The 14,579-nt window shown below is 67.3% G+C and carries 13 protein-coding genes and 1 tRNA gene; 5 read left to right on the forward strand and 9 right to left on the reverse strand.

Translation table 11 applies throughout. From position 1 onward, the window contains the following. Positions 1-7: 7 nt before the first annotated feature. The 3 genes from A3OM_RS25840 to A3OM_RS0111110 all read left to right on the forward strand — a co-directional run bounded on the left by A3OM_RS25840 (position 8) and on the right by A3OM_RS0111110 (position 4,601). Positions 8-166 (forward strand): hypothetical protein, encoded by a 159-nt coding sequence (locus A3OM_RS25840; protein ID WP_018043832.1) that lies wholly within the window; start codon positions 8-10, stop codon positions 164-166. Positions 167-529: 363 nt separating this feature from the next. Next, positions 530-2,851, forward strand: a complete 2,322-nt coding sequence (gene katG, locus A3OM_RS0111105; protein WP_018043833.1) for a catalase/peroxidase HPI — start codon at positions 530-532, stop codon at positions 2,849-2,851. Between the two features lie 181 nt (positions 2,852-3,032). Beyond that, positions 3,033-4,601: an FAD-dependent oxidoreductase gene (locus A3OM_RS0111110; protein WP_018043834.1), complete on the forward strand. Its 1,569-nt coding sequence runs from the start codon at positions 3,033-3,035 to the stop codon at positions 4,599-4,601. A gap of 509 nt (positions 4,602-5,110) precedes the next feature. Here the strand turns inward: A3OM_RS0111110 and A3OM_RS0111115 are convergent. The 9 genes from A3OM_RS0111115 to A3OM_RS0111160 all read right to left on the reverse strand — a co-directional run bounded on the left by A3OM_RS0111115 (position 5,111) and on the right by A3OM_RS0111160 (position 10,775). Continuing rightward, positions 5,111-5,785, reverse strand: a complete 675-nt coding sequence (locus tag A3OM_RS0111115) for a glutathione S-transferase N-terminal domain-containing protein (protein WP_018043835.1) — start codon at positions 5,783-5,785, stop codon at positions 5,111-5,113. A gap of 64 nt (positions 5,786-5,849) precedes the next feature. Continuing rightward, positions 5,850-6,620 (reverse strand): molybdopterin-dependent oxidoreductase, encoded by a 771-nt coding sequence (locus A3OM_RS0111120; protein ID WP_018043836.1) that lies wholly within the window; start codon positions 6,618-6,620, stop codon positions 5,850-5,852. Next, positions 6,617-7,261 (reverse strand): cytochrome b/b6 domain-containing protein, encoded by a 645-nt coding sequence (locus tag A3OM_RS0111125; RefSeq protein ID WP_018043837.1) that lies wholly within the window; start codon positions 7,259-7,261, stop codon positions 6,617-6,619. Before A3OM_RS0111125 ends, A3OM_RS0111120 begins: the two co-directional genes overlap by 4 nt. 60 nt (positions 7,262-7,321) lie before the next feature. Next, positions 7,322-7,798, reverse strand: a complete 477-nt coding sequence (msrB, locus tag A3OM_RS0111130) for a peptide-methionine (R)-S-oxide reductase MsrB (protein ID WP_026175938.1) — start codon at positions 7,796-7,798, stop codon at positions 7,322-7,324. Between the two features lie 72 nt (positions 7,799-7,870). Continuing rightward, the gene (locus tag A3OM_RS0111135; RefSeq protein ID WP_018043839.1) at positions 7,871-8,584 is read right to left on the reverse strand and encodes an NrsF family protein; all 714 of its coding nucleotides are present in this window, start codon (positions 8,582-8,584) and stop codon (positions 7,871-7,873) included. Next, entirely contained in the window at positions 8,577-9,173 is a 597-nt protein-coding gene (locus A3OM_RS0111140; RefSeq protein ID WP_018043840.1) for a sigma-70 family RNA polymerase sigma factor, read from the reverse strand. The genes A3OM_RS0111135 and A3OM_RS0111140 overlap by 8 nt, the downstream gene beginning before the upstream one ends. Continuing rightward, positions 9,170-10,281, reverse strand: a protein-coding gene (locus A3OM_RS0111145; protein ID WP_085984219.1) for an IS3 family transposase whose coding sequence is annotated in 2 segments (ribosomal slippage) — positions 9,170-10,032 and positions 10,032-10,281 — 1,113 coding nt in all. Because the reading frame shifts where the segments join, the coding sequence is not laid out codon by codon here. The genes A3OM_RS0111140 and A3OM_RS0111145 overlap by 4 nt, the downstream gene beginning before the upstream one ends. Before the next feature lie 24 nt (positions 10,282-10,305). Next, entirely contained in the window at positions 10,306-10,584 is a 279-nt protein-coding gene (locus A3OM_RS26125) for a DUF6538 domain-containing protein (RefSeq protein WP_198290818.1), read from the reverse strand. A 117-nt stretch (positions 10,585-10,701) separates the two neighbouring features. Further along, a tRNA-Gln gene (locus A3OM_RS0111160) sits at positions 10,702-10,775 on the reverse strand. Positions 10,776-11,442: 667 nt separating this feature from the next. Between A3OM_RS0111160 and glpD the strand changes: the two genes are divergently transcribed. Beyond that, complete coding sequence (gene glpD, locus A3OM_RS0111165; protein ID WP_018043843.1) at positions 11,443-12,957, forward strand: glycerol-3-phosphate dehydrogenase; 1,515 nt, start codon at positions 11,443-11,445, stop codon at positions 12,955-12,957. A gap of 99 nt (positions 12,958-13,056) precedes the next feature. Then, on the forward strand, positions 13,057-14,562 hold the full coding sequence (gene glpK, locus A3OM_RS0111170; RefSeq protein ID WP_018043844.1) for a glycerol kinase GlpK: 1,506 nt from the start codon (positions 13,057-13,059) through the stop codon (positions 14,560-14,562). The last annotated feature ends 17 nt before the right edge of the window (positions 14,563-14,579 follow it).

The following is a 14,579-nucleotide window of genomic DNA, read 5'->3' on the forward strand; positions in this document are numbered from 1 at the left end:
TCACCGAATGACGATCGACGAATTCCTATCGCCCGACCATGTCGCCGTCGGTGTTCGCGTCAGTGGCAAGGCCGCGCTCCTGGACGATCTCGTACGTCGAGCGGCCCAGGCTCTCGACCTGGATGCAGCCAGCAAGGCCTTCACCTGTTTCCGTCGGTCTGCGTGAGCGTGTCGTTTCAACCGTGGCGGGGGCCTTCCTCCATCGAGCGGCCAGCGCGGCTTCCCGATCGCCGCCACGCATGTCGCCGACGAGGGGGATGGGTTAAAACGTAGGGAAACATTCAAGTTGGGCGCGATAGGCTCGGGCAAATGTGAGGCGGTTTCTCCCTAGGCGCGTCGAGGGACTTTTAAGTCCGCGTGAGTGGTGCGGAACCTTGATTTTCGAGGCCCGCGGCTGATGTCGCTCGCGATGCAGGATCGTTGAAGCGCGTCCGTCTCGCGTCGGGCGCCACACTTGGCGCTGCCGTTAACCGCATGCCGGCGGCCCGAACAGTCCGGTAACGTCGATCCTGCGCCAAAGGGGATGTAGATGAACGAGATGACGATCGACAAGACGAATACCGACTCGTACCCGATGGCGGGCCAATGCCCGTTCGGAGGCGACCGCATCGGCGGAGCCCTCGGCAGCCGCCCGGCCCTCGAGAACTGGTACCCGCACCGCTTGAGGGTCGAGCTGCTGCACCAGAACGGCCTCGCGGCCGATCCGCTCGGGCCGGATTTCGACTACGCCAAAGCGTTCGAGACCATCGACCTCGACGCGCTCAAGAGCGACATCAAGCAGTTCCTCACCTCGTCGGTGGCGTGGTGGCCATCCGATTACGGCAATTACGGCCCGCAGATGATCCGCATGGCCTGGCACTCGGCCGGCACCTACCGCATCGCGGACGGGCGGGGCGGCGCCGGCACCGGGATGCAGCGTTTCGCGCCGATCTCGAGCTGGTGGGACAACGGCAACACCGACAAGTCGCGCCGCCTCCTGCAGCCGATCAAGCACAAATACGGCAACGCCCTCTCCTGGGCCGACCTGATGGTGCTCACCGGCAATTGCGCCCTGGAGATCATGGGCCTGCCGACCTACGGTTTCGCCGGCGGGCGCCTCGACGCCTGGGAGGCGGACAACGCCACCTACTGGGGTCCGGAGGTTGTCGAGATGGGCTCGGTGTCGAGCTTCGACGACATGGTCAACCGGGACAAGCGCTGGCGCGGCAAGAATGGCGACGCCGATTACGACCTGGAGAACCCCCTCGCCGCCTCCCACCAGGCGCTGATCTACGTGAACCCCGAGGGGCCTTACGCGAACGGCGACCCGCAGGGCTCGGCCAACGACATCCGCGTGACGTTCACCCGCATGGCCATGAACGACGAGGAGACCGTGGCGCTCATCGCCGGCGGCCACGCCTTCGGCAAGAGCCACGGCATGACCCCCGCCAAGGAGATCGGACCGCCGCCGGAGATGGCGCCGATGGAGGCGATGGGGCTCGGCTGGCACAACCCGAACGGCACCGGCGCCGGCAAGGACACGATGACCAACGGCATCGAGGGCAGTTGGACCCCCGACCCGACCCAATGGGACAACGCCTACCTGGAGAACCTCTTCAAGTTCGACTGGGAGCAGACCAAGAGTCCGGCCGGCGCCCTGCAATGGACGCCGAAAGACCCGAGCGCGCCGCGGACGCCCGACGCACATGTCGCGGGGCAGTCGCATCCCCTCATGATGATGACCTCCGACATCGCCCTGAAGGTCGACCCGGAGTACCGCAAGGTCTGCGAGAAGTTCCTCAACGACTTCGACGCCTTCACGCAGGCCTTCTCCAAGGCGTGGTACAAACTAACCCACCGCGACATGGGTCCCAAGCACCGCTACCTCGGCCCGGAGGTGACGATCGAGGACGGTCTGCTCTGGCAGGATCCGATCCCCGATGCCGCCTATGCCCCGGTGGGTGAGGCCGAGGTCGCCACCCTCAAACAGGCGATCCTGGCCACTGGCCTGTCGGTCTCGGATCTGGCCTTCACCGCCTTCTCGGCGGCCTCGACCTACCGCGACAGCGACAAGCGCGGCGGCGCCAACGGTGGCCGGCTCGCCCTTGCCCCGCAGAAGGACTGGGCCGTCAACCGCCGGGCCGCGCCCGTGGTCGACGCGCTCCGTCGGGTCATGGCGGAGTTCAACCATGGCCGGACCGACGGCAAGCAGGTCTCGCTGGCCGACCTCATCGTGCTCGCCGGCTGTACCGCCGTGGAGAAGGCCGCCAGGGATGCCGGGGTCGAGACGCAGGTGCCGTTCACGCCCGGCCGGGTCGACACCACACAGGAGCTGACCGACATCGAGATGTTCCAGTGGCTGAAACCCGTCGTCGACGGCTTCCGCAACTACGTCGATGACGGGTTCGGGGCAATGACGCGGAGCCTGTCGCCGGAGGAACTGTTCCTCGACAAGGCCAACCTGCTGACGCTGACCGCACCGGAATGGGTGGTGCTGACCGGCGGCCTGCGGGCGCTCGCCGCCAATCACGACGGCTCGAACCGGGGCATCTTCACCGACCGGGTGGGCGTGCTGACGACGGACTTCTTCCGCACCCTGACAGACACGAATCTGGTCTGGGAGAAGATCGATGCGGACGGAACGTCCTTCGCCCTCAAGGACCGTGAAACCGGACAGGCGAAGTTCGAGGCCACGCGCAACGACCTCATCTTCGGGTCGAACGCGCAGCTGCGTAACATCGCCGATGCCTATGCGGGCAGCGATGGCCAGAGCCGGTTCGTGGCGGATTTCGTGCGCGTCTGGGACAAGGTGATGATGCTCGACCGCTACGACGTGAAGGGCCACCGGCGTCACGGGCCCATGGCGGCTTAACCAACAACGGGCGCAGCAGCTCGCGCCCCCGTCTTGTTATCCGGTGAGACGGGGGCGACTTCAGATCCACGGCCTGTGCCATGGCGTCAGCCCGACGCAGGTCCGGAGGCGGCGCAACCGGAACGGGTTCGGCGACTTGATAGCCCGGGCGCGATGACGCTCATCAGGAGCGACGTCAGCTATGCCCGGAACCGAGATCCGCGTTGCCCTCGAGGCGATCCCAATGGGGGGAATGAAGGAGGGGTCGGCCGGGGACGAGACGGTGCTGTTCGTGCGCGACACCGCCGGCGTGCGAGCGTTCCAGGCCAAGTGCCCGCATCTCGGGGCGCCGCTCGCCGAGGGTGAGATCTGCGGCGCACGCCTCTACTGCCCCTGGCACAAGGCCGCCTTCTCGCTGGCCGACGGGAGCCTGGAGGAGCCGCCGGCCCTCGACGCCCTAACGCGCTATCCCGTCCGCATCGAGGGGTCGGACGCCGTCGCGACCCTCACGCCGGAGCCGGCGCCGACGAAGACGGCGGGCGCGACCGTGGGGAGCGTGCTCGTCGTCGGTTCGGGGGCGGCAGCCGTCGCCTGCATCAAGACCCTGCGCCGCGAAGGTTATGGCGGCCCCATCACCATGGTCGGCCGCGATTCGCACCCGCCCTACGACCGAACCAAGCTGTCCAAGCAGTTCCTGGCCAAGCCGACCCCGCCGGAGAAAGTGCTGATCGAGCCCGACTTTGCACAGGTCAACATGGTCGAGCGGATCAACGGGGAGGTCGTCAGGGTCGAACCCGTCCGGCGCGAGATCACACTGAAGGACGGACGGACCTTGACAGCCGACGCCATCATCGTCGCCACCGGAAGCCGGGCGGTGGTGCCGGAGTTCCCTGGCCAGGATGTCCCCGTCACGGACCTCGGCGGGGTCTTCACCCTGCGCAGCCTCGACGACGCGGTTCGCTTGAGCGAGGCGGCGGGCGAAGGTAAGTCGGTCGTCGTGGTGGGCGCCGGCTTCATTGGCCTGGAGGCCGCCGCGTTCCTCACCAAGCGCGGGCTGTCCGTCACAGTGCTGGCGCGCGAAGACGTTCCCTTCGCCAAGCGCTTCGGCGAGGCGGTGGGCGCGGCGCTGAAGCAGTACCATGCCGGCAACGGTGTCACCTTCGAGACCGGCTCCGTCGCCCGGATCGCCGGCACCGGCCGCGTCGAGGCCGTCGAGACGGAGGACGGGCGGCGCCTTCCGACCGACATCGTCCTCGTCGGCGCAGGCGCCAAGCCGGAGACCGGCCTGATCGCGGGCGTCGCGCCCGACGAGAGCGGTGGCCTCGAGGTCGGCGGCGACCTCAAGCTTGCGGAGGGCGTCTGGATCGCGGGCGACATCGCCGCCTTCCCGGAGACGGCGAGCGGAGAGACAGCGCGGATCGAGCATTGGCGGCTCGCGCAGCAGCACGGCACGCACGTGGCCCACGCCATCCTCGGCCGGGGTGGCGCGTTCGCGGGCGCGCCGTTCTTCTGGAGCAATCAAGGAGGCAAGCGGCTCGATTACGGCGGCTACGCCAAGGGTTTCGACCGGATCGTCCTGCAGGGCGACCCCGCCGCCCTCGATTTCATCGCCTACTACGTCACGGGCGACAGGGTGACCGCCGCTTGCAGTATCGGCCGCAACAGGGCCTTCACCGCCTTCCTGCATCTGCTCGGCCTAGGGCGTCTGCCTTCGGCGGCCGATATCGAGGCCGGTGCGGACCTGCCTGCCCTCGCGCGAGAGGCCGAGTAGGGCTTGTCCGGCGACCGGTCGGGACCTCCGGCAAGGATGAGCCGCCAAGTTCGGCGTGGCTTGTCTCGTCAGGGCACATTCCGACTGCGCTTCACGCTTTCGCGCCACTCAGTCGAGTTCTCGCTCCTTCTGCGTCGGCGGTGGGACTCCGCCGCGTTCCTGGCCGACCAGAATGGGCGGGACGCTGGAAGGCGTCGCGGTCCGAGCGAACCTCCGGTCTCTTGCGTCTGTGTCACAGAAGCCGGCCGGCCGCGAACCACATAACGACGCCATTCAGCGGAGCCGCTTTGTGCCATAAGCGAAAATTAGCGGCCTGCACGGAAAAAGACATTTACTTGCAGGTAGGCGATTTTCCAGTGTCGACCCAACATTGCCGAACAGGCGGATTTGCGACATTCCCGGAAGCGGACGTTCGCTGGTTGAACGTTCCGGAGTTTCCCTCGCGGCGGCGAGACGACAGGGACGGCGCGACGACCGGCTATGGGGGCGTTCCAGGGCGATGACGATCGTCAGGACTTGAGGTGTCGGAACATGTTGGCGCGGGCCTCGTCGTCCATTTCTGGCTTGAAGGCGAAGCGGTCCTTGAGACCGACCGCACGCACCGCAGCCGGGCGAGCGGCGATCTCATCGTGGTGGCGCTTGAGGTGGGGCAACTCCGCCCAGGCCGTTTCGCCGAGGACGAAGGGGATCATGCGGGCCCATCCCCAGGCACTCATATCTGCGATGGTATACTCGTCGCCCACGAGATAGCGGCGCTGCGCGAGGTGTGCGTTTAGCACGTCGTAGTGACGGCGTGCCTCGAAGCTGTAACGCGCCTGGGCATAGGGCACCTGCTCCGGGGCGAAGTGCTGGAAATGGACCGCTTGGCCGGAGAACGGCCCGACGCCCGTCGCGACGAACATCAGCCAGGACAGGAGTTGAGCCCGGTCGCCACCCGAGGGCGGCAGGAATCGTCCGGTCTTCTCGGCGAGGTAGAGCAGGATGGCATTGCTGTCGAAGATCACGTCCGCGTCGTCGACCAGGACCGGCACCTTGCCGTTCGGGTTGAGGGCCAGGAAATCCGGCGCGAACTGGTCACCCTTGCGGGTGTCGATCGGGATGGGCTCGTAGGGCAGTCCGAGTTCCTCCAGCAGCAGCGCGACCTTCGTCGGGTTCGGAGAGCCGTTGAAGAAGAACTTCAGCATTGAAAAAACCTTTGATGGATATTTCTTGGATTTGCCGACATCCGACGATCCAAGTGCGGCCTCACTACAGCCCGGAAAACCAGTTGTAGCCCTGATCTTCCCAGTAACCGCCCGGATAATCGTTCGTCACCGTAATCGCCATGATGTGCTTCGGGTTCTTGAACCCGAGCTTCGTCGGGATGCGCAGCTTCACTGGGAAGCCGTATTTCGGTGGCAGGGGCGCGCCGGCGTAGTCGAGCGCCAGGATCGTCTGGGGGTGAAGCGCGCTCGGCATGTCGATGCTCGTCCAGTAGTCGTCGCCGCAGGCGAAGCGGACGTAACGTGCGGTCGTGTCGGCCCCGATCCGTTCGAGGAAGGTGCGGAACGGGACCCCAGACCATTGCCCGATGGCGCTCCAGCCCTCCACGCAGACGTGGCGGGTGATCTGCGCTTCCTGCGGCAGGGTCCTTAGCCTGTCGAGCGTCCACGGCGCCTTGTCGGAGACGAGACCGGCGAGTTCGAGCTTCCAGGTCGAACCGTCGATCACCCGGATCTTGCTCGCCGGATAATAGGCGTTGAAGGGGAAGTCCGGGGTGATGTCCGCGACATCGAAGGTCGGGGCAAGACGCGTGCTTCCGAATAGGGCGCCCTGAACGCGATCGTTCAGCCGCGAGATCCCACCGAGGATGCTCTCCACCTGCGGGTTGTCCGAGATGTCGCACCCACCGAGTGCGAGGCTTCCCGCCGCGACGAGGCCGCCGCGGAGGAACAGGCGTCGGTCGGCCCGAATAAGGTGAGTCTTGGGAATCGTGATATCCGGACGTGGACGCCGGAAAAGGCGATCGAGGGGCTTCATGACTTCACCACGTGGTTGCGGCCGAGATGGATCTCCCTGCCGATGATCATCGTCGGAAGGGTCTTCGGAACCAGAAGCACCAGGGCGAGGTGCACTGCCACGAAGCCAGCGATGCCGGCCATGGCGAGGAAATGGACGATCCGGGCCGTGTCGTAGCCGCCCAGCAGCGCTGTCAGTGGCGCGAACTGGACCGGCTTCCAGATCGCGAGACCGGAGAGCACGATGACGATGCCAATGAGCAGGACCGCAACGTAGAGGAGGCGCTGAACGGCGTTGTAAACGCCCGGGTCGTGGGGGAGCCGGAACTTCAGGGCCGCGACGAAGTCATGCGCGATCTCGCGCGGCCGCAGGGGCATGAGGCGCCGGCGCAGGTGGCCCGAGGCGAGACCATAGGTCAGGTAGACGAGGCCGTTGGCGACGAGGAGCCACATTCCGGCGAAGTGCCATTGCAGGGCCCCGCCGAGCCAACCGCCGAGGGTGATGCCTTTCGGAAAAGCCCAGTCGCCGAAGATCGGCGAGGCGTTGTAGATGCGCCATCCGCTGGTGATCATGATCAGCATGGCCAGTGCGTTCACCCAATGGGTGATCCGGACGACGAGGGGCTGGATCGGGCGCTCGGCCCGCGGCGAAGGGGGATGCATCGGGACCGTCCTGAAAGGTTGCTGGCTTGCGGAGCGTTGGGCCCGAAAAGCGGGATCGTTTCAGGCGGGCTCGAAGCGCAGCGCGATGCCGTTCATGCAGTAGCGCTGCCCCGTGGGCTTCGGTCCGTCGTCGAAGACGTGACCGAGATGCCCGCCGCAGCGGCGGCAATGCACCTCCGTCCGGCTCATCCCCAGGCTGGAATCCGTCGTCGTGCCCACGGCCTCCACGAGGGGGGCGGTGAAGCTCGGCCAGCCGGTTCCGCTCTCGAACTTCGCGCTGGAGGCGAAGAGCGGCTGGTCGCAACCGGCGCAAACGAAACGACCGGCGCGCTTCTCGGCATTGAGCGGGCTCGAGCCGGCGCGTTCGGTACCGTGCTGGCGCAGAACCACGTAGCCGGCGGACCCGAGCTGGGCCCGCCAGGCGGCCTCGCTCTTCACGACGGCGAAGGTTCCGGCCAGGGCCCCTCCGGCGGCGCGAAGGAATGTCAGGATGCCGAGCGCCGAGACGCCGGCCGTGAGGATCTGTCTGCGGTCCATGATGCCGAGTTCCATGATGGCGAGTTCCTTGCCGAGGCCCTGGACTGTCATTCGCCTTTTGGATCGAGCAGGTTACAGGTCGACCTTGCGGTGCCGGCCTCGCGACCCTGCGGTTCTGTCGAGAAGGCGCCCGCCGAAGAGACCGTTCAGGCCGACGACGACGAGGACGGCGACGAGGTGAACCAACAGGTCCGTCGCGGTGGCGTCGTGCGGATGAAGCGGAACCAGCAAGGCCGCGGCCGCTGCGGCTGCGGCGAGTCCCCCGAGGGCCGCCGTGAGATTGGGGCGTAACGGACAGGCCCGCCGCAGCATCACCACCAGCAGGACGGATAGCGGCAGCGAGACCCCCATCAGGAACACGAAGCAGCCTCGCATCTCCTCCGGCTCGGCGAGGTTGGCGGCCGGCGCGAGCCAACCGCGAAGGCAGCCGAGCCCACTGGCGCCGAGCCAGAGGACGAGCGGGGGAAGCGGGAGCCATGACCAGGCCGCGCTTCGGCCGGGCACGCTGCTCTGGAAGGCGGCAAGGGCGGCCGCGATAGCCGTGAGGATCGCGCCGACGGCCGCCCAGTGCAGGTCCGGCACGGCGAGGCGCGCCCGCAATCCCGAAAGGTCGGACATCGGCACGAGGAGGAGCCCCACCGTGAGCACCGCACCGGACCAGATGAGGGTCCGGCGCCCCGGGCTCGGGAGCCGGCGGACCGGCGTGAGCGATTGAGCCAGATCCTCGACGAGGTCGTGGGTGGACGGGACTTGAGTGGATCGGTCATGGGTGGCCGGATCAGGCATCCGTGCCCTCCTTACGGGATGAGAGAGAGACGCGGAGGGCCTTCAGACCGCGATGGAAGTTGACCTTGAGCGCACCCTTGGTCCGCCCTGTGAGCGTTGATGTCTCGTCGAGGGACAATTCGCGTAGGGCGATGTGCTCGATCGCCTCCCGCTGTCCTTCGGGGAGATGCGCGACGGCCGTAGCGAGGATCGCTGCGCGCTCGCGACGCTCCAGGTCGTCACCCGGCATGGGACCGGCGTCGGCACGCGCCTCATAGGCGAGCGGCTCATGCACTTCCTTCGGACGACGCCCCTTGCGGCGCAACGCGTCGACCGCCCGCCGCTGTGTAATGGCGCGCAACCACGGCAGGAACGGGCGGGCCGGATCGTAGGTCGCCCGTGCCTGATGGATGGTAAGCAGGGTGTCCTGCACAACGTCGTCGAGAGCTGCGCCCTGAACCCCCTTGGCCCGTGCCATCGCGGAGATCACCGGCACGCAATCGCGCAGGAGCGCCCGGTAAGCGGCGGCATCGCCGACCTGCGCCGCCTGCATCGCGGCGGACAGGGACGCCTCGCCGGATGACCTTGCCCCCTGTTTGCCCTCGTTCATAACCAGAGTCCGTTCTGGTTCTGGTCCTGTTTGGACCGGGTTGCAAACGCGTTCGGGGTGAGCCCGCCGAGGCTCGTGTGAGGGCGGCAGGTGTTGTAGTCCACCCGCCACGCCTCGATGAGGGTCCGGGCCGCCGGCAGGCTCCGGAACAGATGCTCGTTCAAACACTCGTCGCGCAAGCGCCCATTCAAGCTCTCGACAAAACCGTTCTGCTGCGGCTTGCCGGGCGCAATGTAATGCCACTCGACCGCACGCTCTTCCTGCCAACGTAGGATGGCGTGCGAGGTCAACTCGGTGCCGTTGTCCGAGACGATCATCAGCGGCTTGCCCCGGCCTGCGATGATCCGGTCGAGTTCGCGCGCGACGCGCTGGCCGGACAGCGACGTGTCGACCACCAGCGCGAGACACTCCCGCGTGCAGTCGTCGACCACGACCAGAATGCGGAAGCGCCGTCCATCGTCGAACGTGTCGGAGATGAAGTCGAGGCTCCAGCGCTGGTTCGGCTCCTGCGGCACGGCGGCGGGAGCCCGCGTGCCAAGGGCTCGTTTGCGCCCACCGCGCCTTCGCACCGACAGACGTTCCTCCCGGTAGAGGCGGAATAGCTTCTTGTGGTTCAGCGTGAGGCTCTCCCGCCGCAACAGGATGAGCAGGCGCCGGTAACCGAAGCGACGGCGCTCGCCGGCCAGGCTGCACAGGCGTACCCGCACAGCCGCATCGTCACCACGGGTCGAGGCGTAGCGGTACGTCTTCGGCTCCAGGCCGATCAGCCCGCAGGCTCGACGCTGGGAATAGCTCTTCTCCTCGATGGCCCAGCTCACGGCTGTTCTCCGTGCGCCGGGCGTCAGCAGTTTTTTCCCAAAGCCTCGCGCAGCGTCGCCACGTCGAGCATCGCCTCGGCCAGGAGCTTCTTGAGCTTGCGGTTCTCCTCGTCGAGCGACTTCAGGCGACGAGCGTCCGAGACCTCCATGCCGCCGTAGCGTGAGCGCCACGTGTAGAACGTCGCGTCGCTGATGCCGTGGCGGCGGCAGATCTCGGCCACCGGCAGCCCGGCTTGCTGCTCCTTCAGGATGCCGATGATCTGCTCTTCGCTGAACCGGCTCTTCTTCATCGTCCGTCTCCTCATCGACGGACCCTAGCTTAAGAACGAGGGCAAACCAGGGGGCAAGGTCAAATCCTGTACGAGGCGGGCGAGTTGGGCGTCGGTCAGCATCGGCGTCGCGTTCAGGGTCGAGAAGATAGCCTCTGAAGCGACGTATAGCTGACAGGCCCGCAGCTTGGCAGTACGCGCGTCCGATGTCCCGAGGCTGCGCACCATCTCGTTGAGGCGCAAGGTCGAGCACAGGCCGGTCGGTACGCGTCGGCGGAAATGAAAGGTGCGTCCACGCAGGACAACATTCGCGATCGGTGCCACTCCGCTCCTTCGGCACCTGGCTGGGTGCCTTGTGTAGCAGCGGTGTGTAGCAACAGGCTCACACCGCAGGGCGACTGCGCGAGGAGCTCAATGATCTGAATGACTTAGGTGTGACAGTGGCTGGGGGACGAGGATTCGAACCTCGACTAGAGGAGTCAGAGTCCACTGTTCTACCGTTAAACTATCCCCCAACGAACCCGTGAAAGAAACAGCGCTTTTGCCGCCGTTCTCCGAGCTTGGCCGGAAGCTTCGTGAGCGCTTCCGAACGAGGTTGTTCGCATAAGGCACTGTTCCTGTCCGGTCAACCACCCGAATGAAGCCAAACAGGGCGATCGCTCGAAGGGAAGGAATCCCGGTGTTGCGTTTGGCCGGAGTCACGGGGCGCCTGTCACGTCGGAGCGGCAAGCGGTCCGCACTTCCGGGCCAGCGTCGCCCGTACCCCGTGGAAATGCGGCCCGTGGAGGCGTGCGAGATCGAGGCCTGATGGACGTGCGGGGCAGTCGACCCGCGCATGCTCCGTGCCTCAAGCGGGTTCCCTAACGTCCGGACGCATGGCGGCCGGTCGAATGGGGAGGATCGTGCCGGAAGGCCGGCTTGTCGAACCGGATATGCCGTTTTAGCCCTTATACCGAGCGGCGCCGATCCCGACCGATGGTCGTCCTCATCGTCGGCCGGTATTAGTGAAAACATCTTGAGGTCCGATGACTTCTCGTGTCGTCTCCATCCGGGCCGGTCGCCGATATCCCCGATCCCGCGATCTCCGGCGCGGGCATCCCTGACGGGGGCGGCCGTGCCGGCTCGACCTGTCCCCCTCAATTATCGGGAGGGCTTCGAGGATGGGGAGAGAGAGGTCACGGCTTGGACGCGAGCGATTACGATCTCCTCGTCATCGGCGGCGGCATCAACGGCGCGGGCATCGCGCGCGATGCGGCGGGGCGCGGCCTTCGGGTGATGCTCTGCGAGCGCGGGGATCTGGCCGAATTCACCTCGTCCTCCTCCACCAAGCTCATCCATGGCGGCCTGCGCTACCTCGAACATTACGAGTTCCGGCTGGTGCGGGAGGCTCTGGCCGAGCGCGGACGCCTGCTGCGGCTGGCGCCCCACATCATCTGGCCGTTGCGCTTTGTCCTGCCGCATGACGAGGGCCTGCGCCCCGCCTGGATGCTGCGGCTCGGACTGTTCCTCTACGACCATCTCGCCCGCCTGCGCGCCCTTCCCGGCTCCGCCTCGGTGACTCTCCCAGGCTCGGATTTCGGCCTGCCGCTGCAGCCGCGTCTGACGCGGGGCTTCGCCTATTCGGATTGCTGGGTCGAGGACAGCCGCCTCGTGGTGCTCAACGCCATGGATGCGCGCGAGCGAGGGGCCCAGATCCGGACGCGCACCACCGTCGAAGCGGCCCGTCGCGACGGGACATCCTGGGTCGCCACGATCCGCCACATGGGGACTGGCCGCAGCGAGGCCGTGCATGCGGGGATGATCGTCAACGCGGCCGGTCCCTGGGTGAGCGAGACCCTCGGGCACACGCTCGGCCTTGCCAGCCGGGCGGCGGTCAGGCTGGTGAAGGGCAGCCACATCGTCGTCCGCAAGCTCTACGAGGGCGATCACGCCTATATCCTGCAGCAGCCGGACGGGCGCATCGTCTTCGCGATCCCCTACGAGGGCGCTTTCACCCTCATCGGCACCACCGACGTGCCCCATTCCGGCGAACCGGGGCCGGTCCGCATCTCCGAGGACGAGACCCTCTATCTCTGCGACTGCATCAACCGGTCGCTCCGGGCTCGGATCCATCCCGGCGACGTGGTCTGGAGCTTCTCGGGCGTGCGCCCGCTCTTCGACGATGCCGCCGCGAAGGCCTCCGCGGTCACCCGCGACTACGTCCTCGACGTCTCCGACCGGGATGGCCGCCTGCCCGTGCTCTCGGTCTTCGGCGGCAAGATCACCACCTACCGGCGCCTCGCCGAACACGCGTTGGCCAAGCTCGCCCCCTATCGCCCCGGGATGAAGCCCGCCTGGACCGGCGATGCGGTTCTGCCGGGCGGCGACATGCCGGGTGCCGATTTCGAGGGGTTCCTCGCCGACCTCATGGCGCGCAGGCCCTTCCTGCCACCCGCGATGGCACGGCGTCTCGCCCGGGCCTACGGCACGCGCACGGACGGCCTGCTCGGCACGGCTCGGACCCTCGCCGATCTCGGGGCGGATTTCGGGGAAGGGCTCACCGAGGCCGAGGTGGCGTATCTGATCGACCGGGAATGGGCGCGCAGCGCTCAGGACATCCTCTGGCGCCGCTCGAAGCTCGGGCTGCACCTGCCGCCCGAGGGACGGGCGCGGCTCGAAGCCTATATGGAGGCCAAGGCCAAAGCCGAAGCGGCCTGACCGGGGACGCGCGCCCGGCTTCGCTCTTTGCTGTGTCGCGGGTTTTTATCGCAGAACCGGGGGGCCACTTCTGCGAAACCTGCTTAAGGGGAGACGGCCATGTCGCGCTATGTCGGGGCGATCGATCAGGGCACGACCAGCACGCGCTTCATCGTCTTCGATCGCGGCGGCGCGATCATCACGGTGGCCCAGCGCGAGCACGAGCAGATCTACCCCCGACCCGGCCATGTGGAGCACGACGCCAACGAGATCTGGCGCAACACCCGGACCGTGATGCGCGAGGCCCTGGAGACGGCGGGGCTGCAGCCGTCCGATCTCGTTTCCATCGGCATCACCAACCAGCGCGAGACCACGCTGATCTGGGATCGCGCCAGCGGGCGCCCGCTCCACAACGCCCTGGTCTGGCAGGACACGCGGGTGGACGGGCTCGTGGCCGAGTTCGCCCGCGACGGCGGCAAGGACCGTTTCCGTGCGCTCACCGGCCTACCCTTGGCGAGCTATTTCTCCGGCCTCAAGCTCGCCTGGCTCCTCGACCGGGTGCCCGGTGCCCGCGCGGCGGCCGAGGCCGGGGATGTCCTGTTCGGGACCATCGACACCTGGCTCGTCTGGAACCTCACCGGCGGCCCGCAGGGCGGTCTCCACATCACCGACGCGACCAATGCCAGCCGCACCCAGCTCATGGCCCTCGACACCCTCGACTGGGATGCCGGCATGATTTCGGCCTTCGGCATCCCGCGGGCGATGCTGCCGAGGATCGTCTCCTCGAGCATGGTCTATGGCGAGACGCGGGGCGCCCTCCCCGGGGTGCCCATCGCCGGCATCCTCGGTGACCAGCAGGCGGCCCTGTTCGGCCAGGCCTGCTTCTCGCCCGGCAAGGCCAAGAACACCTACGGCACCGGCTGCTTCGTGCTGATGAACACCGGGACGGCTCCGGTGCCCTCCACCTGCGGCCTCGTCACCACCCTCGCCTACCGGCTCGGCGACGAGGCGCCGGTCTATGCGCTGGAAGGCTCCATCGCCATCACGGGCGCCCTGGTCCAGTGGCTGCGCGACAATCTCGGCCTCATCCGGGACAGCGCCGAGATCGAGCCCCTCGCCCGCACCGTGGAGGACAATGGCGACGTGTACTTCGTGCCGGCCTTCTCGGGTCTCTACGCGCCGCATTGGCGGGAGAGCGCGCGCGGCATCATCGCCGGCCTCACCCGCTACGCCAACAAGGGGCATATCGCCCGTGCCGCCCTGGAGGCCACCGCCTACCAGACCCGCGAGGTCATCGAGGCGATGGAGACGGATTCGGGAATTGCGATCACGGAACTGCGGGCCGATGGCGGCATGGTCTGCAACGACCTCCTGATGCAGTTCCAGGCGGACCTCCTCGCCGTGCCGGTGCTGCGACCGAAGGTGACGGAGACCACGGCGCTGGGCGCCGCCTACGCGGCGGGGCTCGCCACGGGATACTGGGCCGGCACCGGCGATCTCGTGGCCAATTGGGGCGTCGACCATCGCTGGCACCCGCGTATGGACGAGGGCCGGCGCAACCGGCTCTACGCCGCCTGGGGCAAGGCGGTGACGCGCTCGTTCGGGTGGACCGAGCCGACGGGATGAAGCGCCCCGGCCATGAC

The sequence above is a fragment of the Methylobacterium sp. 88A genome, assembly GCF_000376345.1.
Taxonomy (GTDB): Bacteria; Pseudomonadota; Alphaproteobacteria; order Rhizobiales; family Beijerinckiaceae; genus Methylobacterium; species Methylobacterium bullatum.

Excerpts from the sequence above, each read along its gene's own strand:
- A3OM_RS0111140 (WP_018043840.1), bottom strand. The coding sequence starts at position 9,173 with ATGAACGAGGGCAAACAGGGGGCAAGGTCATCCGGCGAGGCGTCCCTG.
- A3OM_RS25840 (WP_018043832.1), top strand. The coding sequence starts at position 8 with ATGACGATCGACGAATTCCTATCGCCCGACCATGTCGCCGTCGGTGTT.
- A3OM_RS0111125 (WP_018043837.1), bottom strand. The coding sequence starts at position 7,261 with ATGCATCCCCCTTCGCCGCGGGCCGAGCGCCCGATCCAGCCCCTCGTC.
- A3OM_RS0111115 (WP_018043835.1), bottom strand. The coding sequence starts at position 5,785 with ATGCTGAAGTTCTTCTTCAACGGCTCTCCGAACCCGACGAAGGTCGCG.
- A3OM_RS0111110 (WP_018043834.1), top strand. The coding sequence starts at position 3,033 with ATGCCCGGAACCGAGATCCGCGTTGCCCTCGAGGCGATCCCAATGGGG.
- msrB (WP_026175938.1), bottom strand. The coding sequence starts at position 7,798 with ATGGACCGCAGACAGATCCTCACGGCCGGCGTCTCGGCGCTCGGCATC.
- katG (WP_018043833.1), top strand. The coding sequence starts at position 530 with ATGAACGAGATGACGATCGACAAGACGAATACCGACTCGTACCCGATG.
- glpK (WP_018043844.1), top strand. The coding sequence starts at position 13,057 with ATGTCGCGCTATGTCGGGGCGATCGATCAGGGCACGACCAGCACGCGC.
- A3OM_RS0111120 (WP_018043836.1), bottom strand. The coding sequence starts at position 6,620 with ATGAAGCCCCTCGATCGCCTTTTCCGGCGTCCACGTCCGGATATCACG.
- A3OM_RS0111135 (WP_018043839.1), bottom strand. The coding sequence starts at position 8,584 with ATGCCTGATCCGGCCACCCATGACCGATCCACTCAAGTCCCGTCCACC.